Source organism: Huijunlia imazamoxiresistens, assembly GCF_037132455.1.
Classification (GTDB): Bacteria; Bacteroidota; Bacteroidia; order Chitinophagales; family Chitinophagaceae; genus Flavisolibacter; species Flavisolibacter imazamoxiresistens.
Window position 1 is genome coordinate 17,270 of the sequence record NZ_JBBBEI010000012.1, and the last position, 19,325, is coordinate 36,594.

A 19,325-nucleotide genomic window follows, 5' to 3' on the forward strand; every position below is an offset into this window, starting at 1 on the left:
GCTGCACCCGGTTAAATCTCCCCGCCGGCAGCGTTGCCCCCTCCATCAATACGAACACTCCCCAACAAGAGGCCAGCAACCGGAGCACAGGTAGCTGCAGCGGAACCCATAAGGAGTGCAGCGCAGTCCCCATTTCAGGCGCCGCCTTGCAGCAGGCCCATTTGCTTTTTTGCACCGCGGCAGCGGAGCCTTACAGGCAAATTTTTCTTTTTTCAGACTTTTTTCATAATATAAATATGGGATAACTTTAGGCCCGTTAACCTCAATTGGCCGGCTATGGGTTGTCCAGCACACATTAATAGTAAGTCCGGCGCCAACAGCACCGAACAGCTCGAAGCCTTGTTCCATAATGCTGCTATTGGCATTGTGGTCACCAACGGTAAAGGCGACATCATCAATTTTAACGAGCAGGCGGAACAGCAATTTGGCTATCCAAAGGAAGAGGTCCTGGGCCGTCCCGTGGAGTTGCTGATCCCTGCCCGCCTCCGGTCCCACCACCACGCCTACCGCGACAACTTTTACCAGGACCCTCAAATGCGCATGATGGGTTCCGGACGCGACCTGTATGCCCGGCGAAAAGACGGCAGCGAGTTCCCGGTAGAGATCAGCCTTAGTCCCTACAAGGTGGAAGGGGAATACTTCGTGATTGCCTTTGTGGTGGACATCGCCGTGCGCAAAAACGACGAACTTACCCTGCGCCGCCAAAAGAAAGAGCTGGAGCAGCAGGCCGCACAGATCCTGCAAATGAATGGGAAACTGGAGCGGATGGTAGAGGAACGCACCAGCATGCTGAAGGAAACGCTGATGGAGCTGGAGGATTCAAAGGAAGAACTAAGGCAGGCGCTGGAAAAGGAAAAAGAGCTGGGGATGCTGAAGTCGCGCTTTGTTTCCATGGCGTCGCATGAGTTCCGCACACCGCTAAGCACCATCCTTTCTTCGGTCAGCCTTGCCCGTAAATACAATACGCCCGAAGGGGAAGAAAAGCGCCACAAGCACCTCACCCGCATTCATGATGCCGTGCGCAACCTGACCTTTATCCTGGAGGATTTCCTGTCGCTGGGCAAGCTGGAGGAGGGACAGGTGGAAGCCAGGCCCGAGGTACTGTCCCGGGACGAGTTTGCAGGGGAGCTGGAAAACCTCATCCAGGAAATGCGGCAGATCCAAAAGGACAACCAGCGCATCGAATTCCGCCACCAGTTGGAGAAGGACATAACGGTGGACAGAAAACTGCTGCACAACATCCTGGTGAACCTGGTTTCCAATGCCATCAAGTACTCCCCTGAAAACGCCCTGGTCCGGGTCGACTGCGCCCAGGAGGCCGGGCAGCTCAAAATCGCGGTCAGCGACCAGGGCATCGGCATTCCGGAGGCGGACCAGAAGCACCTGTTCGAGCGCTTTTTCCGGGCCCGCAACGCCCAGAACATCCAGGGAACCGGCCTCGGCCTGCATATCGTCGGTCGCTACCTTCAACTGATGAACGGAAACATCGGAATTACCAGTAAGGAAAATGAAGGAACTACCTTTACCCTTTATATTCCCCAACTCCAGTCCCCCGCTGCCAGCCGCCCTTAAGCGTTTCCCCAGGTTCCGCCCCACAGGATCTCATCGCCTGCGGCGTTTTGCCGTTCCAGGGTCCAGTCATCGGTCAGGGAAATGCCCACCCACACATTGCCGATTCTCCGCAGCAGCCGCGCCCGCAGTCCGAAGTTTTCCCGGATCTCCGTTTTTACCTGCGCCACGGTCCGGTCCTTATCAATATCAATGTCCCATACCTTGGTGAGGCCGGCGGGGGCAGGTCCGTTCAGGGCCTTGTCCGGGTTCAGCTTACAGCCGGACAGGAATAAATTATCCCTGCCGCCGTCTCCGGAATAAAAATCAATCCATAAAGAAGGATAACGGGCGTTAAACTCCTTCTGGATATCCTTGATGAGGGTTTTATATGTAATATGCATCAGGTACATAAACGAACGAATGGGAAGCCCGTAAGGGAACGATCCTGGAAAGGCGGCAATTACGCACTGAGGGGTACATGCCTGGCACCAGTACGAAAGTAACGGAAGCCGCCGGCACTATCCCTGACCAAGCTCAAAGCGCTCCATAATCCCCCTTAACTCCGGCGTGATGCACCATCGCCCCTTATTTGGGATGGCTTTGCCGGTTCAGCCAGCCCATCAGTTCCTGAAGGGGGCGGGCCAGCTCGTTGACATCCGGGAAAGCGGAAAACGCAGCGGCAGTGGTGGCAAACCTATCCGGAATACGGATGCCTTTGGACGACAACTGCCCCAGCATTTCCCCAGGGAGGCATTTTTTTCGCCTACCACAGCTACATCGCTGAGGCGGACCTGGCGGAAAGGCAGGATATAAGGAGCCATAAGAAAAAGTTGAACGGTTTGGGAATAGCCGCGTTTCCTTAGCAATGTGCCAGGAACAGGGGCTGGTCTATGGTGCGAAGCACGTTATCCGCGCTGCTGTGGTGCAGCAGGCTCGACAGCTTGCCCCGGCCGTAAGCGCCCATAACGATGAATTGCTTTTGCTTTTTCAGGAAATAAGAAAACAGCCAGGTGCTGGCCGGGCCCTTTTCCACTTCAAACCCAATTTCCGAGTAGTGCGCCTGCAGCCAGGCCCGCACCTTTGCCTTGTCCAGCAGCACCTCGCGGTTTTCTTCCACCAGCTCCAGCACATGCACCCGCTTGTCGGACATTTGGGGCAGCAGGTAGGTGAACAGCTTCATGGCCTGGAGGGCTGAAGGGGTGCCGTCGTAGCAGAACACCACTTCGTCGATGCCCAGGAACTCAGCCGGGGGAACGATCACCGGGCAGCCGGCACTGCGGAAAACTTCCCGGGCAAAGTCCGAAGGAAGGCCTTCTCTGCCTTCATAAAGGGTAGTGCTGGCATCCAGGAGCAGCAGGTCGGCATAGTGGCTTTCGGCCAGCAGGCCTTCCAGCGGAAGGTCGGGCAGGCGGAGCGTTTCGTAGTGCAGCCCCCGCTGTTCGCAGCCTTCCTCGAAATAATGGATGCATTGGGAAACGTCCAGTTTAGCGGTTTGCATCTGGTAGGCGGCGGTCTCGGCCCCGGCAAAATACGCGGGCCCGGGAGCCATACGGCGATGACCGTCATCCGGATCCGGGTCCAGGAATACGCCGGTGAGCTTGGAACGGGTCAGGCGGGCCATGAAGGCGGCAAAATCCAGGGCGTTTTTTGTTGCCGCACAGGGGTTGACAACCCATAAGATCTTTTCCATACGTAAAGTTTTAGCGTGAAAAATGTATCATAAGGGCCGGAGCAACAGTGGCTGCAAAAGAGGAGGAAGCTTGAAGGGTTTTACCGGTGGGCTATAAATACCGGCAGCCGGTGTTCCCGGATTACCTCCTTGACAAAGCTGTCGTGCACAAATTCCGACAGCATCGAACGCCCGTACGAGCCGCAAACCAGCAGGGCATGGGGGTTCTGCGCCAGCCACCGGCCGAACTCCCTGCCCGGGTGGGTGTCCAGTTCCATAACCGTCAGCCGTTTAAAGTGCACGGAGGCCAGCTCACGGATATTTTTTTCTTCAGGCACCTTTTTTTCCCGGCTCTTCGGGTCCAGGTAGATCAGCACGGTTTCCCGGTCCGCCAGTTCCGGAAAAAGGTAAGCAAACTGCCGGATGGCATAGACCGAGGATTTGCTGCCGTCGTAGGCCAGCAAGATCTGTTGGGGAAAATGCACCTGTTCGGGCACCACCAGCACCGGGCATTCAGCGGAGTGCAGGGCCACCTGCAGATAGTCGTTTACCCCATCTTCCTGGTCGAGCAACTGGTAAAAACGTTCGCTACCAATGAGCAGAAGGTCTGCAAATCGGCTTTCCCGCTCCAGTTCAGGCAGGGCAAAGTCAAAAACCTCCTTATGCACGATATACGTCATGTGGCAGCTGGCGCACAGCGCCTCAAAGCGGGCGATATTCCAGTCCAGTTCCCGTTCATTGCGTTCATCGAGCAAGGGAATGTCTTCCGGCAATTTCCCAGCCTCAGAAAAGCTCCAGAGATTGGCGTAGGTGACCTGTGGGACGAACAGACCGGTCAGCAACAAGGGCTGCAGGCGGTTTAGGGAGCAGGCAAATTTGATGGCACCTTCGGAAAAATGGGTGCCGTCAAAGGGAAGCAAAACCTTTTTCATGTTCAAATAGTTAAAGGGTGATCAATGAAAAAGACCCACTCAAGTTCGCAGAATCCTCCCTTCTTTCCCCTGACGGGGGCCAGCTCCGGGGCTGATTGTTGTCAGGAATCGGCGGCCAGTCTCTTATTTCCGGAGCCCGCCATCATGTTGCCCGCCCCTGCAACTCCTTTGTAGGCTTCCACCCAGCCCACCCCAATCAGGGCGGCAGCCAGACAAACCGCCCCGTCCGCCAGGCCCAAAGGGGCAATCCGGAACAGATCCCAGGCAAGTGGTGCCAGTTGCAGGAAGGCCAGGAAGGCCAGGGATATTCCGAATACCGGAAGGACAAGGGGATTTCGGTACCGCAGGGTTTGGAAAAGGGTTTCGGTCAGGGAACGGCCTGTAAAGGTGAGCAATATATTGCTGAGGATCAGGGTGGTAAACACGACCGACCGCACCACGGCCAGCGGATATCCCCCCTGCATATAGCGCCAGGCCAGGAAAAGCACTGCCAGGGTGATCATACATCCCTGCACAATACTGAGCGCCAGCGTACGTCCGGCAAACAAGGGCCCCTTGCGGTCCCGGGGCGGCCGCGCCATGGCCCGCTGCTCCATGGGTTCCTGTTCAAAAAAAAGCGAGCAGGTCGGTCCCATGATCAGTTCCAAAAAGATCACGTGTACCGGGGTCAGCAGGTTGGCGTACTTCCAGGAAAACAGCAAGGGCAGGGAGGCGGTAAGGATGATGGGAATGTGGATGGAAATGATATACCGAAAGGCATTGACCAGGTTGGTGAAGATCCGGCGTCCCTGGGCGACAGCAGTCACCACCCGCTCCAGGTTGTCATCGGTCAGGATAACATCCGCCGACTGGCGGGCCGTTTCGGTGCCCTTGCGGCCCATGGCTATGCCCACGTGGGCGGCCTTGAGGGCAGGCCCGTCGTTGATGCCGTCGCCGGTCATGGCAACGACCTCGCCCCTGGCCTTCAGCGCCTCGATCACCTTCAGTTTGGCATCCGGGAACATGCGGGCAAACACGACCGTATCACCGGCGGCCTGTTGCAGCGCTTCCGGGCTCATTGCCGCCACTTGTTCGCCGGTGAGGCACCGCTCTGCGCCGCGCAGGCCCACCTGCTTCGAAATACTGCGGGCCGTCTCCGGATGGTCACCGGTGATCAGCTTAATGGCAATCCCGGCCCCGTACAATTGGGCCAGCACCGGGGCAACGTTGGTCCGGGGCGGGTCATACAAGCTGATCAACCCTTCCAGCTCCCAGGAAAAATCATCCTGAAGGGGCGGAAAGGCGCCCCCCGGGTGCCGGGCGCTGGCCACGGCGATCACCCGGCAGCCCTGGGAGGCAAACCCCTTCAGTAGGTCCCGGACCTTTTCCGCCCCGGCCGCCGGCAGGGAGCAGACCTTCAGGATCCGCTCCGCCGCTCCTTTACCCGCCACCACCGGGGCAGCCTCCGGCCCGTACACGTGCGTCATCATGGGTGGCCGCCCTTCCAGCGGGTATTCGTGGATCATTGCCGGTAGCGACGATCCCGGGAACGATTGGGCGTAGGCCCGGTGGATCGCCTGTTCCATGGAGTCGAACGGCTCCCGTTCACAGGCCAGCACGCCATACCACAACACGCCTTTCGGAGGCAGCTCCCCGAAGGCCCCAGGCCCCAGCAGCCGGCCGGTGCGGTAATCGTAAACCGCTTGCACCGTCATGACATTTTCAGTGATGGTGCCGGTTTTATCCAGGCACAGGACGGTGATGGCGCCGAGGTTCTCTACCACCTGCGGCTGCCGGGTGATCACGCCCAGCCGCGACAGGTAAAAGGCGCCCAGAGCCATGAAGGAGGAAAAGGCCACGGGGATCTCCTCGGGAACGGCCGCCATGGCCAGGGTCAGGGCAAATAATAAGCTGGAAAAAACGTTCTGGCCACCGGTAAAATTCAGCACGAAAATGACCAGGAAGGCACAAAGCCCGAAGAAGGCCAGCCGCCGGACAAATGCGTTTACCTGCTGCTGCAGCGGGGTGGGCGGCGCCACATAACTGCTGATGGAGCGGCCCAGCTTTCCCAGGAAGGTGTTCGTACCAGTGGCCGTAATCACGGCATAGCATTTACCGGAGTCCACCAGGGCCCCCTGGTAAAGAACATTCAAGCCTTTTTCGGCCTTTTTTTCTACGGGCAGCGATTCGCCCGTCACCAGCGACTCGTTGACGAACAGGTCGTTTTGCTGCACGACCTCGGCATCTGCCGGTACCCGGCAGCCCTCCTCCAGCACCACCAGGTCGCCGGGAACCAGTTCCTCGGAAGGTACTACCGCCAGCCGGTGGTTGCGTACCACTGCTACCTTTGGTTCGGTCAACTGCCGCAGGGCCTGCAGGGCTTTGGAGCTGCGGACTTCCTGGTACAGGGAAATGGCCGTTACCAGCACCATGGCCCCCAGCATGATCAGCCCTTCCTGCACCTGCCCTAATAAAAAATAAAGGGTGCAGGCCGCCACCAGCAATAAAAACATGGGCTCGCCCAGCCCCCCCCGAAGGATGGGCAGCAGGCGGCCGGAGGAGCCGGCTTCCAGGCGGTTTTTCCCAAACTCCTGCTGTCGCGCCCCTACCTCGGCATCCGTTAGTCCGGACCAGTTTTCCGTATAACCTATTTGTGTGGGCATTTGTTTTTTTGGGCGGGCGGTTACGGGCCCGCTCCGGCCATTAGTAATGAGTGAACAGCGCCATGTGCTGGAATTCCTCCAGCTGGCCATTTTCCACAAAAATGACCTCCCCGTCTTTTTCCAGCACCCGGTCGATCACCCGATCCACGGCATCCGGCAAGGGGCTACAGGAGGGGGCGGGAGGATGGAGGTAAAGTCCTTCCTGGTGCTCATCGCAGTAGGCAGAAACGGAGCAATCTTTTTCCAGCAATAACCGGAACGCTCTTCCCTGTTGGGTGGCCTTCCAGACCTCTTCAATACCCCAAACGGTGGCGCTGGTTCCGGCTTTTTCCCTGAATTCTTCGATCAATTGGCACCGTTGTTCCTCCAGGTCCATTTTCAACGCCGGCCATACCCGGCCGGCGAGTTCCTTCCGGTCCAGGTGCTGGAAATTACCGGCCAGGAAACTGCAGATCTGTTTGCTGAAACGGCTGATCTTTTTAAAATAAGCCACCAGTTTCAGCTCCCCGCAGACGACCAGGGGACTGTGGTTGATCCGATAGGCATGTAACCGCCGGTCCGCCTGCTGCAGGAAGTTCCGGCACCGGATCTCCTCCAGGATGGAGGGGTCCTTTTCAAAGCCCTTCAGGCAGGCCCTACCGGTTTGTGACGAAGCGCGTGCCGGTCGGCTATATTCATAATCATCGGTTTGGCAAAAAGGAAAGTGCTCATCCTGCACCTCGGAAAGGGTGTGCAGCTGCCCTTGAAACAACCGGACTTTCTTTTGCGTCAGGTGCAACACAAAATAGGGAAAGGTATAGCTGAGCTGAAACAGGGCATCCCGGATCAGGAACCGGTCGCCCACAAATAGTTTTTCGGTAACGGGGAAGGAAAAACGGACCAGTATCCTGGTGTCCGGGGAAAAGAAAAAGCCCAATCCCGCTCCGTTGGGATGGTGGTTTACGGGCGGGAATACCTGTTCGATCCCGGAATAGCAGGCATTGGCCATTTGGGTTCCGTACCTTGTGATCAGCTCCACTCTTGCGCGGTGGAAGAGTTTTTTGGCCACCAGGTGGTCCAGGTTTCTATGGGGAGAATAAGGGCGGGTGGGCATGATGATGGAAACACAGGGGCAGCGGCCTTCCCTGCGCAGGAGCGACAGGCTGCCGTCGAGGAAACTTTTGTTGAGGAATTGCATGGCATCAGGTTTTAAAGGGTTCACTCCTACTTTTCGAACACCACGTTCCGTCCTCTTGGCCCCAGGGTAAGGATGACCGTTCTGGCCAGGTAGTCGACGCCGTTTTTCAATTTCTTCCGGGCGTCCAGCTCGTAGTTGATTTGTTTTGCCATGACACACAGTTTAATGAAAAAATTATCGCGTCAGGAGATGCTTCGCTCCAATGGAACCTTGAATCTACCCCTCTTCTCCCGTTTTTTCCCTGACGGCGGTCACCGCCCCACCCTGTTTCTGCTCATGGCCCCGGGCAGTCGGGGGAAGTAAATTTGGGGTTGCTTTTTTTTGATTTTCCTTCATCAGTAAAAGATTGCGTTATGAAAAGTGATGCAGCCATTCAAAAGGATGTAATGGACCAGTTAATGTGGGATCCATTTTTAAGGGCCACGGAAATTGGCGTGGCCGTAAAGGATGGGGTCGTGACCCTTTCGGGCATTCTGGGCAACTGCGCCCAAAAGCTGGCCGCCGAAAAAGCCGCCAAAAAAGTGAGCGGCGTGCGGGCGGTGGCCCAGGACATACAGGTGGGCGAATCGCCGGAATACTGCCTGAGCGATACCGAGATTGCCCGGGCCGTTTTAAGTGCCCTGGCATGGCACAGCGCCGTTCCCCAGGAAACAGTGCAGGTGAAGGTGGAGGACGGCGTGGTGACCCTGGAGGGGGAAGTGGAATGGGACTACCAGCGCAGCTCGGCCAAAACCGCCGTTTCCAACCTGATCGGGGTGCGGGACGTGGTCAACCGAATCTGCCTGCGCTCGGCCGCCACCCCGGAGGATGTGCGGCAAAAAATCGCCGCTGCGCTCCAGCGCAGCGCCCATATTGAAGCCTCCGGCATCGAGGTGGAAGTTGTTGGCGATACGGCTGTGCTGAGAGGGCTGGTACGCTCCCTGCCGGAAAAGGAAGATGCCGAGGAAGCGGCCTGGTCGGCCCCGGGTATCACCCGGGTGGAGAACCACCTCGAAGTGGAAGCAGCCCGGGAGTATGCCCTCTGAGCCCAGGTGCCGGCAGCACCGTTCAACGTTCCGGGCCTTCATTCTTCCCGCCCCGGATCCACCGACCTGCGGAATACCTGCAGGCCGGTGGTCCGGGATTTCCTCCTACCGGCAGCGGTGGCTTGAACATCCGTTTCGCCTAATTCCGGATGAGTTTCACTACGGTCCGCTGGGTTCCCTGCACTACTGCTGCATAATAAATACCCGGCCGCAGATGATGACCTGCCTGTAGGCGGCCACTGGCGGCAAGTCCCCTCCTTTGCTCGACCAACCCGCCCGAGGCATCCGTAATCCGAATGCTCACCGGCCCATCGCCGCCCTGCCATTGCAGGGTGAACGATGCCGCAAACGGATTGGGGTAAGCAACTGCCTGAAGCGGTACAGATGGCAGCTTCCCTTCATTGGTCAAGCCAGCCGCTTTCCCGGTCGCCAGCGTGGTTATACCGTTCATGCTTTCGCCCAACGTGACGGTCAGGTAATCGTTGGGCTCCAGCAGGCTTCCATAACCCTCCACAAACAGGTAAACGCCCAGGGTTTCCCCTGCCGTCAGGTTTAGGCCATATTGGCCCAGCCTGGGGAGCACCAGTTGGTAACTGGACCAACCGGAGCCGGATTTTGAAACTCCGGAGAATCCTGTTACCGGCAAAGCCGAGATAATAAAATCCCGCTGATCGCCGGCCGGGACAGCGGCAGCATTATACAAATTGACAGCAGCAATGGTATTGCCGTTCAGCCGCACTTCAATGTTGTCACTGCCGTAAAACAGGCCATCATTATTGGCGTCGATCACCAGTTGTACCGGCTTTAAGCCGGAGGGGATTTTCACTCCCACGTAGAGGTTGCTCGCCGAATAACCCAGGTGCAGGGAAGCGGAAGCTCCATCGGGCTTGTCAAAAAAGTAATGACCGGACTGGGGCCATGCCGTAACGTCCTGCGCCAGGGTCAGGTTAGCGGCGGCGGGGACCTTCGTTTTCAGCGGGTAGACCGGCTCGGAATCGGAATTGTCCGGAAAGCCATCGCTATCCGAGTCGGTGCTCTGGGGATTGGCCCGCGTAAAGATGCCCCCCATGGCTTCCTGCAGGTCGGCGAGCCCGTCGCCATCCGTGTCCTTCTTTGCGGCGCTGCTGCCCTGCCTGGTTTCATCCAGCGGAAGGGCGGCCTCACTGTCGGGAATGGAATCCTGGTCATTGTCCGTGAACGTTTTGGCGGTGCCCCATTTTCCTTTTACGCCCAGGTCCAGCCACAGGGACCGCTGCCAGTTCTGCAAAATACCCCTGTTCAGGTCCCAGTCGGTTCCGCTATGCGGTAAAAACTCGTTCAACGCCCGTGCGGCACCCGGGTGGTTGTGGGGGTATTCGGGATGGCCGGAATGGGCAAACATGGCATCCACCACATGGTGGAACTCATGGACAAAGAACCAGGAAAACAGCAGTTTTTCTCCCCACCAGGGCACCTGGCAATAGCCGCCTTTACCCAGCACGAGATTGACGCCCCAGCCATAAGCGCCGCCGCCGCTCACCACGGCCACCACGCCATCATAGGCGTCGGCGGTAAAGCCTCTGCTTCTGAGGTCGGCATCCACTTCGGCCGGCAACACATAGCCATTTTCCCGCACCCGGGGAAGGGAATCGTTGATCACAAAGACGGTCCACTTGATATGCAGGCCCATAAAGGAGTGGCGCCAGTAAAATAACCGGGCTTCCTCCAGGGCGGAATGCAGCAGGGTGGCATAGTTGTCGGGGATGCGGCCCCCATTGGTATGCCGGTAAACTACCACCAGGTTATTAAGCTCCTGGTAAGCGCTGGTTAGGACGGACACCGGAGGTTGCTTATATTGGATGGTGACCAGGTCGTCGCCCGTGCCGCTGCCGGCGCTGGCGCCGGTGACAAACACGTTGCCCACTCCGTCCAGGGCAATGACGTTGGCCCCGTCATCACCATTACCGGTGCCGTTGAACCGTTGCAGCCATTGCTGCACACCGCTGTTGTTGTATTTAATTGTGACATAGTCGTAGCGGGTGCCGACACCATAGTTCCCGCTAAAGCCGGTTACATATACATTTCCCTGGCCGTCAACGGCAATATCCCGGGCCACTTCATGGCTGTTCACGTCCGATGGCCTGTCGGCGGGCCCCTCGAAAAGAGCCAGCCATTGCTGTACGCCGCTGCTGTTGTATTTGATCGTCGCGTAGTCAACGTCGGTCCCGTCGCTCACATCCGTCCGGGTGCCCGTGACATACACATTGCCCGCCGGGTCTATAGCCATGGCGTTGGGATCGTTCCCGTTTTCGTGGCCGGGGCCGCTAAACTTAGCCACCCATTGCCGCGTGCCGGCAGCATTGTATTTTATGGTAGCCCATTGGTGGTCCGGCGTTTCGACGCCGGTACCGCTGAATCCGGATACATAGACGTTGCCTGTGGCATCCACTGCGATGTCCTTACCCTCATCATCGGTGCGGTCGTTATAAACGGCCACCCACAATTGTTGGCCGTTGGTGCTGTACTTTATGGTGGCGATGTCGCTGATTCTTACGTACTGGCTGGCCGTGAGGGAAAACCCGGTTACATATACATTGCCCGATGCATCCACGGCCAGGGCGTTGGCCCCGTCGGTCCCGTTTGCCCCGCTGTTGTAGGTTTTCACCCATTTGCGGCTGCCGTCCTTATCATATTTGATGGTCAGAAAGTCGTTCTGCATCTGCCCGGTAACATATACGTTGCCCCAGCCGTCCACGGCAATACCGGTGGCCCTGTCAGAAAAGTTGCCCGGCCCGCTGTATCTTTTTGTCCATTTGGTGCTGCCGTCCTTGTTATATTTGATGGTAACGAAGTCCACGCCGCTGCCCTCGCCTTCACTCTCGCCCGTTACATAGACATTGCCGGAAGCATCAGTGGCAATGGCGGTGGCTTTATCCCTGCCCTTGGCAGTGCCGTTGAATTTTTTGGTCCACTTCCGGGAGCCGTCCGAATTATTGTACCGGATGGTAACAAAGTCGCCCCCGCTTTCGCCCGTGGCATACACCCGGCCGGAAGGATCCACCACCAGGTCGTTGCCCGCATCGACAGAAGCAGCGTTGGAGCCGGTGTACCTTTTAATCCAGCCGGTACTCACCTGTGAAAAACAGAAGAAGGGGAAAAGCAATAGTGCGTTCAGAAGCCATGGCCTCTTAATTCGGGGTTGTTTTTTCATGGCGCTTGTTTTGGATGAATAAAAAGTTGATCATTCTTCCCTGCCCGGCAAAGCTATTTCGGGAAGCGTGCTGCCGCTTAACGCACCACCGTCATCTGACCGGTTTGCACCCACTCCCGGGTTCCGGCCTGGAGCCGGAGCCGGTAGAAATAAACTCCTTTTTGCAGCCCGGAGGCATCCAGTTGCCGGGTATACAGGCCCGCTTTAGCCGTTTCGTTGGCCAGGGTGGCCACCTCCCTGCCCTGAGCATCATACAGTTTAAGGGCGAGCTGTCCGGAGGCGGGCAGTTCGTATACGATGCGCGCGAAAGTGGAAACCGGATTAGGCATATGAGAAAGACGGAAACGGGGGCTGTAGATTTCCCTGTTGTCCACCCCAGTAATGGCAGCCGGGGCGGCGCCGTACTTGATCGTCAGGTAGTCGTTAGCGGTACCCAGGCCCAGGCTGGTTCCGGTGACATAGGCCTTCCCGTACTTGTCCACCACCAGGGCTGCAGGCACATCATCGCCACCACCCGTGCCGTTGAACCGGTCGGCCCACAGCTGTACGCCGTTCTTATCATATTTGATGGTGGCATAGTCGTCGTTGTTTCCACCGGCCCCACTCCTGCCCGTCACGTACACATTGCCCGAGCCGTCCACCGCCAGGGCCGTTGCCCAGTCATTGTTGCCCAGGCCGGTGTAGCGTTTTACCCATTGCTGGGCCCCCGAGGTGTTGTACTTGACGGTGGCATAGTCCTGGTTGAAACCGATGGCGGCGGTGCTGAATCCTGTCACCACCACATTCCCGGAGCCGTCTAAGGCTATAGCCATGGCCCGGTCGAAACCACTGTTGTAGATGGCTACCCATTGCTGCACGCCGCCGGTGCTGTACTTGATGGTGGTATAATTATCCTGGTCATCATCCGAGCCGCTCCACCCGGTGATGTACACATTGCCCCAAACATCCAGGGTCAGGTCGGAGGCATGGTCGATATCATCGGAGTGGTAGGTTTTCACCCACTGCGGCACCCCGGCCGCATTGTACTTGATGGTGGCCATATCGGTCCAGTCGAATTCCTCGGCCTGCAGGTCCACGGTGATCTCCCCGGTCACATACACATTGCCAGAGCCGTCCACCGCCAGGTCGTAAGCGGCGTCGTCGCCGGCGGGGCCGGCATAGCGGGCCGCCCAGAGCTGCGTGCCGCTGCTGTTGTATTTAAGGGTGGCATAATCGTAGCCCGTCCCATTGCCCTTGCTGCGCCCGGTCACGTACACGTTGCCGGTGGCGTCCACCGCCAGGGCCAGCGGTTCATCGTCGCCAAAACCGCTGTTGTAGCGTTTGGTCCATTTTACCGCCCCATACGTATCGTACTTGATTACGGCATAGTCCAGGTCGGTTTCACCCGCGGGGCTGCGCCCGGCCACATACACGTTGCCGGAGCCGTCCACGGCCAGGGCCGTGGCCACATCATCGCCGTTGCCCGGCCCGTTGTAGGCTTTGGACCATTTAAAGCTGCCGGATCCGTCCAGCTTCAGGGTGATGAAGTCGAGGTTACCGGCACTGTTGAGGCCCTGCCCGGTCACCAGGACGTTGCCGGAGCCGTCCACCCCCAGGGCATAGGCGCGGTCGTCGCCGTTGAGCAGACCGTTGTGGCGCACTGCCCATTGCTGGGCACCGTCTTTATTGAACTTGATGGTATAATAATCTTCCCGGGTGCCGGTGCCCAGGCTATAACCGGTCACCTGCACATTGGCGGATTTGTCCAGGGCGAGGGCCACCCCCACATCTTCACCACCCGCCGTACCGTTGTGCCGCTTGGCCCACAGTTGGGTTCCTGTTGCACTGTACTTAAGGGTGATGTAGTCCAGGTTGGTGCCCGTACCGGTGCTCTTCCCGGTCACATAGGCATTGCCCAAGCCATCCACCGCTATATCCATGGCTTCGTCGTGGTCGTTCCCGGTGCCGTTGAACCGTTTGGCCCACTGCTGCACGCCAGCTGCGTTATACTTTACGGTGGTATAATCCGGGTTCTCATCGCTGGCGTTAAGGGTCGCCCCTGTTACCCAGGCATTGCCCGCAGCATCCACGGCCAGGCCGTTGAGGTAGTGGCTGTAGGTGCCGCTCTGGTACAAAGAAACCCATTGCTGCACACCGGAGGCGTTGTACTTGATGAGGGTGAAGGACTCGTCGTCGTCATCGTCCCCGGTCCGACCCGCCACATACACGCTGCCCGAAGGGCCCAGCGCCAGTTCGATGGCGGTATCGTAGTTGGTGGCGTTGTAGGTGGTGGTCCAGAGCTGTGCTCCCGACGAATTATACTTGATGGTCACGATGTCGTATTCGTTCCCCTCGGTACCGGGCATTGTGGTGCCGGTAACGTACACACTGCCGGAGCCGTCCACGGCCACATCGATGGCCCGGTCGGTAACGCCCTCCGCGCTGTTGTAACGGGCCACCCACTGCTGCACGCCCGAGGAATTGTATTTGACGGTGGCATAGTCGTAATGCTGGTCCATTTGGTTGACGCTGCCTTCGCTCTGACCGGTAACATATACATTGCCGGCACCGTCCAGGGCAATTGCCCAGGCCCGGTCGTCGCCGTTGGCGGTACCGTTGTAGCGGGCCACCCACTGCTGTACGCCCGAGGAGTTGTATTTGACGGTGGCATAATCCTGGTCCGAGCTACCGCCATCGCTGGTGCCGGTGACATATACGTTGCCCGAGCCATCCACCGCTACCCCAAGGGCCCGGTCGCCCCCGGATTCCGGGCCATTGTATAGGGCGGTCCATTTTTTACTGCCATCCGGGCCGTATTTTATGGTAGTATAGTCGCCGGCGCTTTCTCCCGTCACATACACGTTGCCGGAAGCGTCCGTGGCTATGGAAGCCGCCCGGTCGGAAGAAAGCTGGCTGGTAAAGTTGTAGCGTTTTACCCATTCGCGGCTGGCCTGGGCGAAGCCCAGGGCCGGAAGCAGGAAAAGAGCGGCAAGGAGCCACCGCTTCCCAAGGAGTTTACTTTTTTTCATCAGTATGTGTTTTCGTTAAACAAGAACAGGTACCTGTTTCCACTGGAGTAAGGCACAGGTAGGTGCAGAAAGCCGGGAGCACCGTCGGCTTTCCAACAGGATTTGGCACCGGAAAAGTCTGTTTATAACCATCGGTTATAAACTCTTCGGGAAGCGGTTGCACGGGCAATGGGCAGGGATAGAGGCCATCAGAGGGAAACAGACCTTCAACAGGAAAGAAATGCATCCGGACTTTAGATCGAAAGCCAACACGGATAACAGAAGGATATAGCTATGCCATTCCGAATGAAAAGGCTATAATTCAGCAATATAGGCATGTAGCTTAAACATCATAAAGCTAAAGAAAATCTGCGATGCCATCCATGACTAAGACCACCTCCTAAGAACTTCCGATAGGGGGCCGCAGCCCTTTCGGCCCTTCCGGCAACAGCAAATACAGGCCCGCCCCCAGGCTGATGGCATACCAGTCCCGTAAGGAAAGGGCAAGGGTATAAAACGCCCGGTTACAGGCAGGCCAATAGCAACCCACCGCCAAAAACAGCAGCGACAGGAAAAAGCCCGTGAACAGCCGGCCGTTGGAAAACAGGCAGGGCTGGAAAATATTCCGGGAGGTTCGGCTGGAAAGGATGGCTACAAGGTTGGTCAAGAAACGGGGGCAGAAAGCAGGCCTGAACTCAGCGGCCAACAGGCCCGTTCAACTCCTGGAGCGTCCGGTCTCCCTTTCCCCGGATCCAGTGGCTGTTCTGCTGGCGGAATACCTGCACGTTCAAGCCGAACTGTTCCCGGAACGCCTCCTCCACCCGGGCGGCTTTGTACCAGGATTTAATGTCCATGACCCCGGTATTATGTTGATTCCGGATGCTGCCCAGCAGCGTCTGGGACGCCAGGAAATGAGCGTGTCCGCCCTGTTCACCGGTTTCGGCCCCATTGGCCATAAAACGAAGGTGCAGACAGGGAAAGCTGTTGTTGAACCGATCCTGCAGGTCACCCACCAGTATGTTGTCATCAATAGGAAGAAGCATACGAAAGCGTTTTGGGAACCACTGCTCAAAAGGCCGCCTTGCCCTTGAGCTGGTCCGAGATTAAGATAATCAGGATACCGGCGAGCAGGTAAACCAGGTGCAGCCAGTGAAAGGCGCCCACCAGTAAAAATTGCCCCAGCATCCAGCCCACCAGTATCCAGCCGGCGGCCAGGGAGGCCGAATATGCCCGGGGATGGTGCCCCACCAGCAGGAACACCGTCGCCAGGCTGCAGCCGCCCACCAGGCCGGCCAGCAGCATGCCGGGAAAAAGATAGGTATGGAAGGGCGTGGCTTGGAGGAGCCCCGGCGGCAACCCCAGCAGGCCACCCTCAGGGTCAGCCACCAGCAGCAGGCCTGAGCAAAGCGCTGTTACGGTAACAAATGCCACCAGCAATGTCAGGAAGGATCTCATGGTATATCCATTTTAGAGTGAAAAAGATAATAGGCTCAGGATAGGGGTATACCCCAGACTGCTTTAAAGCCGGAAGGATAACCGTTGAGGCAGGTAAATAAAAATGGGGCGAGAAACAAAACCGAGCTGCAGGCGACGTCTGTAACATCCTTCCGGAAAAAGGCCGGAGGGGGCTTTCCTTTATCTGTTCCAAGCTCCGCTAAAGGATTCCTGCCCGGCAGTGACCCTTGATTGCGGGGAGCTTTCCAACCTGTCGAATGCCCATCTTTTGGAACTGTTCTCCTCATATTCTATGGTAAATAAAGCTGTATAGATCCGCTCGCTATTCCACCTGCCCGCATCCTGGAAAGGCGGGCTCTTTACAGGTGGCCGGATCCTGAATTGAATTTTATAAGTGCTATCCTGGACCTCGCAGGGATTAGGAAGGTATTGGCGGCACTCCTCTATTATTTCTTTTTCTTTATGGCCGCAATTAAAGTAAAGCATAATATCAAGGGATTAAAGGATTAAAGGTTCAAAAATGCAACGCTAAGCATGCTCTTCATCGTAGCATTATTGTAATTTACCCTGATTTACAGACGCTTTCCCGTAATAAAAAACAGCTCTTATTTTGATTTTCGTCAGGACTTCCCGTCCACCAGTTCGTCCTTCTTTGCGGGCTTTTAAAAAACAGCCGCCGGGTGCGGATCACCAGCAGGACCAGCATCTCGGTGAGCAGCAGCACGATCAGCACAATCAGGCTATCGGAGTATTCGTGCAACAGCAGGGACAGCCCTACGGCAAATACCAGCAGCAGCACCAGCGGGCTTTTGTACTGGGCCAGCAACAGGCGCAGGTCCTTGTACTTCCTGCTGCCCCCGGAGGGCGCTTTCCGGCACAGCCGCGTTGCGGCCTCTTTGCTGCTCAGGCCGGAGGCTGAGGTATCCAGTTCCCGGAAAAGCGCCTCGGCAGAAAGATTCCAGAAGGATTCATTGGGCTGCATGCCTGTGGTTTAAGATGGCGGGAAGAAGGTTGCAGGAGGCCTGTGGACCAGTCCGTGGTAAACCGGCCGTGTTCCCGGAGGGAAAGGACCAGGGAGTTCCGGTAGCTACGCGGGCATTCCCTGCGGACGGCCACCGTCCGTACACATCGGGGAAAAATACCACCCGCCCGGAAGGGTCGTACCAGGCTGTGCTGTACAGGACCAACAAAGGCACCGGAGCGGTGGCCGGCAGGGTCACCGGGCTTTGGTGGACCAAACAATTTCCCGTTAGCGTATCAATGGCCCCCGTATGGCCCTTCAGCAGCATCCGGGCGAGCTCCAGGGCCTTTTCTACCCGCATGCAACCATGGCTGAGGAAGCGCTGGCGCCGTAGGAAGCCCCCCTTCCAGGGCGTGTCGTGGAGGTAAACGCTGAAGGGGTTGGAAAAATTCAGCTTCACCAACCCCAGCGAATTATCGCAGCCGGTGGATTGCCGGATCATATAGGGAAAATTCCCCCGGCCCAGGGTCTGCCAGGGAACCGCCAGAGGGGAAACCAGCCGGCCTTGCTTGTCCAATACCTGGAAGTTATTGGCCTCCAGGTAGCCGGGATCCTGTTGGATCAGGGGCAGCAGTTCGCCTACGGCAATCTTTTGGGGCACATTCCAGTAGGGGTACAGCACCACCTCGGTGATGGCGCTGCTCAAAGTAGGGGTGGGTGTGGACGGTTTGCCGGCAATGATGCGGGAGGCCAGCAGCAACCGGTCCTGCCGGTAATAAAACAACGAAGCGGAAGGAATGTTTACCAGCACCAGGGCCCCTTTCTGCCGGGCTGTGTGCAGCCAGCGCAGGTAAAGCAGTGCGCGCTGCAGCGCTTCCCGGCGCCGGCTGAGGGGTACATCCAGGGCCCGTCGGGTTTCGGCACCTACCCGGCCGTCGGGGGGCAGGTTCAGCAACCGTTGTGCCTCCCGGATCAGGCCGGTAAAGGGCGGACCTGCGGGGGTGGCCACCGGGCGCGGGGTGATCCCGAGCTGGTAGAGCTTCTGCAACAGGGCCGCAGTATCGCTTCCCTTTTTGCGGGGATAAATCCGCACCTCCAGGAATGAACTGTCCCGCATGACCTGTTCGAAATGGACCAACAGTCGCTTCAGGGCCCGGTATTCCGTTGAGGTAGGCTCTAAGGAAGGGGGCAGAGCTGTAAAACGACCGCTTTCCAGCGCGGCCACGAGCAGCCCCGGCAACCTTTCGGTACCGGGCTGGTACCGCAGACCCTTATACGAAAGTGCAGGTGCCCCTCCCTGTTGTATATCCGCCAGGAAATGCAGGGCGGCATCGGTAAGGCGTAGATCGGCGGCCATGGAATCCCGGACCGAAAGAAGGGGCTGGCCGGTCACCACCGCAGGGATAAGGCCCTGCCGGTAGTCCGATTCCTGCAGGCCGAAGGAAGCGGCGTCCGCCAGCGCATGGAAGAGCTGGTTGCGAACGGCTGCCTGCCCGGGCCGTACCCAGGCTAACCGGAAATGGTAAAAGGCATAGAATTCCTTTACCCGCTCAGGGTACTTTAACCCCAGTGCTCCCGGTCCGGTTAGCCCATCGAGATATTGCCCCAGGCTTGCCGCGGTTACCTGGGCGCCGGCCGCATGGGAAAGCAAAAGGAGGAGCAGCTGGGCTGCCCCTAAAGCAAGGTGTCTCATTTTTTTTCGTTGCCGCCGGAGGAGCATGGCCCAAGGTCCTGCC

The 19,325-nt window shown here is 57.8% G+C and carries 16 protein-coding genes; 2 read left to right on the forward strand and 14 right to left on the reverse strand.

The annotated features are described in order from the left end of the window. Window positions 1-276: 276 nt before the first annotated feature. Window positions 277-1,572, forward strand: a complete 1,296-nt coding sequence (locus V9K67_RS15275; protein WP_336723874.1) for a PAS domain-containing sensor histidine kinase — start codon at window positions 277-279, stop codon at window positions 1,570-1,572. Here V9K67_RS15275 and V9K67_RS15280 read toward each other — a convergent pair. The 7 genes from V9K67_RS15280 to V9K67_RS15310 form a co-directional block, all read right to left on the reverse strand. Continuing rightward, complete coding sequence (locus V9K67_RS15280) at window positions 1,569-1,952, reverse strand: hypothetical protein (protein ID WP_336723875.1); 384 nt, start codon at window positions 1,950-1,952, stop codon at window positions 1,569-1,571. The genes V9K67_RS15275 and V9K67_RS15280 overlap by 4 nt on opposite strands. 184 nt (window positions 1,953-2,136) lie before the next feature. Further along, entirely contained in the window at window positions 2,137-2,289 is a 153-nt protein-coding gene (locus V9K67_RS15285) for a hypothetical protein (RefSeq protein ID WP_336723876.1), read from the reverse strand. A 121-nt stretch (window positions 2,290-2,410) separates the two neighbouring features. Further along, complete coding sequence (locus V9K67_RS15290) at window positions 2,411-3,241, reverse strand: universal stress protein (RefSeq protein ID WP_336723877.1); 831 nt, start codon at window positions 3,239-3,241, stop codon at window positions 2,411-2,413. An 80-nt stretch (window positions 3,242-3,321) separates the two neighbouring features. After that, window positions 3,322-4,152: a universal stress protein gene (locus V9K67_RS15295; protein ID WP_336723878.1), complete on the reverse strand. Its 831-nt coding sequence runs from the start codon at window positions 4,150-4,152 to the stop codon at window positions 3,322-3,324. A 101-nt stretch (window positions 4,153-4,253) separates the two neighbouring features. After that, window positions 4,254-6,794: a cation-translocating P-type ATPase gene (locus V9K67_RS15300; RefSeq protein WP_336723879.1), complete on the reverse strand. Its 2,541-nt coding sequence runs from the start codon at window positions 6,792-6,794 to the stop codon at window positions 4,254-4,256. Between the two features lie 40 nt (window positions 6,795-6,834). Further along, a complete protein-coding gene (locus V9K67_RS15305; RefSeq protein ID WP_336723880.1) occupies window positions 6,835-7,971 on the reverse strand; it encodes a baeRF3 domain-containing protein in 1,137 nt (378 codons plus the stop codon). Between the two features lie 26 nt (window positions 7,972-7,997). Continuing rightward, window positions 7,998-8,123: a hypothetical protein gene (locus V9K67_RS15310; protein ID WP_336724050.1), complete on the reverse strand. Its 126-nt coding sequence runs from the start codon at window positions 8,121-8,123 to the stop codon at window positions 7,998-8,000. A 201-nt stretch (window positions 8,124-8,324) separates the two neighbouring features. Here V9K67_RS15310 and V9K67_RS15315 point away from each other — a divergent pair, with 201 nt between their 5' ends. Continuing rightward, complete coding sequence (locus tag V9K67_RS15315) at window positions 8,325-8,996, forward strand: BON domain-containing protein (protein ID WP_336723881.1); 672 nt, start codon at window positions 8,325-8,327, stop codon at window positions 8,994-8,996. A gap of 139 nt (window positions 8,997-9,135) precedes the next feature. Here the strand turns inward: V9K67_RS15315 and V9K67_RS15320 are convergent, their stop codons facing one another. The 7 genes from V9K67_RS15320 to V9K67_RS15350 form a co-directional block, all read right to left on the reverse strand. After that, window positions 9,136-12,108, reverse strand: a complete 2,973-nt coding sequence (locus V9K67_RS15320) for a T9SS type A sorting domain-containing protein (RefSeq protein WP_336723882.1) — start codon at window positions 12,106-12,108, stop codon at window positions 9,136-9,138. 155 nt (window positions 12,109-12,263) lie between these two features. Beyond that, on the reverse strand, window positions 12,264-15,194 hold the full coding sequence (locus V9K67_RS15325; RefSeq protein ID WP_336723883.1) for an SBBP repeat-containing protein: 2,931 nt from the start codon (window positions 15,192-15,194) through the stop codon (window positions 12,264-12,266). A 379-nt stretch (window positions 15,195-15,573) separates the two neighbouring features. Further along, window positions 15,574-15,840: a cation transporting ATPase C-terminal domain-containing protein gene (locus V9K67_RS15330; protein ID WP_336723884.1), complete on the reverse strand. Its 267-nt coding sequence runs from the start codon at window positions 15,838-15,840 to the stop codon at window positions 15,574-15,576. A 28-nt stretch (window positions 15,841-15,868) separates the two neighbouring features. Next, a complete protein-coding gene (locus V9K67_RS15335) occupies window positions 15,869-16,216 on the reverse strand; it encodes a hypothetical protein (protein ID WP_336723885.1) in 348 nt (115 codons plus the stop codon). Between the two features lie 25 nt (window positions 16,217-16,241). Continuing rightward, window positions 16,242-16,628, reverse strand: coding sequence for a hypothetical protein (locus tag V9K67_RS15340; RefSeq protein ID WP_336723886.1), 387 nt, complete (start codon window positions 16,626-16,628; stop codon window positions 16,242-16,244). 562 nt (window positions 16,629-17,190) lie between these two features. Then, window positions 17,191-17,610 (reverse strand): hypothetical protein, encoded by a 420-nt coding sequence (locus tag V9K67_RS15345; protein ID WP_336723887.1) that lies wholly within the window; start codon window positions 17,608-17,610, stop codon window positions 17,191-17,193. Beyond that, window positions 17,597-19,282 carry a L,D-transpeptidase family protein gene (locus tag V9K67_RS15350; RefSeq protein WP_336723889.1) on the reverse strand — a complete coding sequence of 562 codons (1,686 nt, stop codon included), beginning with the start codon at window positions 19,280-19,282 and terminating at the stop codon, window positions 17,597-17,599. The genes V9K67_RS15345 and V9K67_RS15350 overlap by 14 nt, the downstream gene beginning before the upstream one ends. Window positions 19,283-19,325: the final 43 nt, after the last annotated feature.

Excerpts from the sequence above, each read along its gene's own strand:
- V9K67_RS15275 (WP_336723874.1), top strand. The coding sequence starts at position 277 with ATGGGTTGTCCAGCACACATTAATAGTAAGTCCGGCGCCAACAGCACC.
- V9K67_RS15280 (WP_336723875.1), bottom strand. The coding sequence starts at position 1,952 with ATGCATATTACATATAAAACCCTCATCAAGGATATCCAGAAGGAGTTT.
- V9K67_RS15285 (WP_336723876.1), bottom strand. The coding sequence starts at position 2,289 with ATGCTGGGGCAGTTGTCGTCCAAAGGCATCCGTATTCCGGATAGGTTT.
- V9K67_RS15290 (WP_336723877.1), bottom strand. The coding sequence starts at position 3,241 with ATGGAAAAGATCTTATGGGTTGTCAACCCCTGTGCGGCAACAAAAAAC.
- V9K67_RS15295 (WP_336723878.1), bottom strand. The coding sequence starts at position 4,152 with ATGAAAAAGGTTTTGCTTCCCTTTGACGGCACCCATTTTTCCGAAGGT.
- V9K67_RS15300 (WP_336723879.1), bottom strand. The coding sequence starts at position 6,794 with ATGCCCACACAAATAGGTTATACGGAAAACTGGTCCGGACTAACGGAT.
- V9K67_RS15305 (WP_336723880.1), bottom strand. The coding sequence starts at position 7,971 with ATGCAATTCCTCAACAAAAGTTTCCTCGACGGCAGCCTGTCGCTCCTG.
- V9K67_RS15310 (WP_336724050.1), bottom strand. The coding sequence starts at position 8,123 with ATGGCAAAACAAATCAACTACGAGCTGGACGCCCGGAAGAAATTGAAA.
- V9K67_RS15315 (WP_336723881.1), top strand. The coding sequence starts at position 8,325 with ATGAAAAGTGATGCAGCCATTCAAAAGGATGTAATGGACCAGTTAATG.
- V9K67_RS15325 (WP_336723883.1), bottom strand. The coding sequence starts at position 15,194 with ATGAAAAAAAGTAAACTCCTTGGGAAGCGGTGGCTCCTTGCCGCTCTT.
- V9K67_RS15335 (WP_336723885.1), bottom strand. The coding sequence starts at position 16,216 with ATGCTTCTTCCTATTGATGACAACATACTGGTGGGTGACCTGCAGGAT.
- V9K67_RS15340 (WP_336723886.1), bottom strand. The coding sequence starts at position 16,628 with ATGAGATCCTTCCTGACATTGCTGGTGGCATTTGTTACCGTAACAGCG.
- V9K67_RS15345 (WP_336723887.1), bottom strand. The coding sequence starts at position 17,610 with ATGCAGCCCAATGAATCCTTCTGGAATCTTTCTGCCGAGGCGCTTTTC.
- V9K67_RS15350 (WP_336723889.1), bottom strand. The coding sequence starts at position 19,282 with ATGAGACACCTTGCTTTAGGGGCAGCCCAGCTGCTCCTCCTTTTGCTT.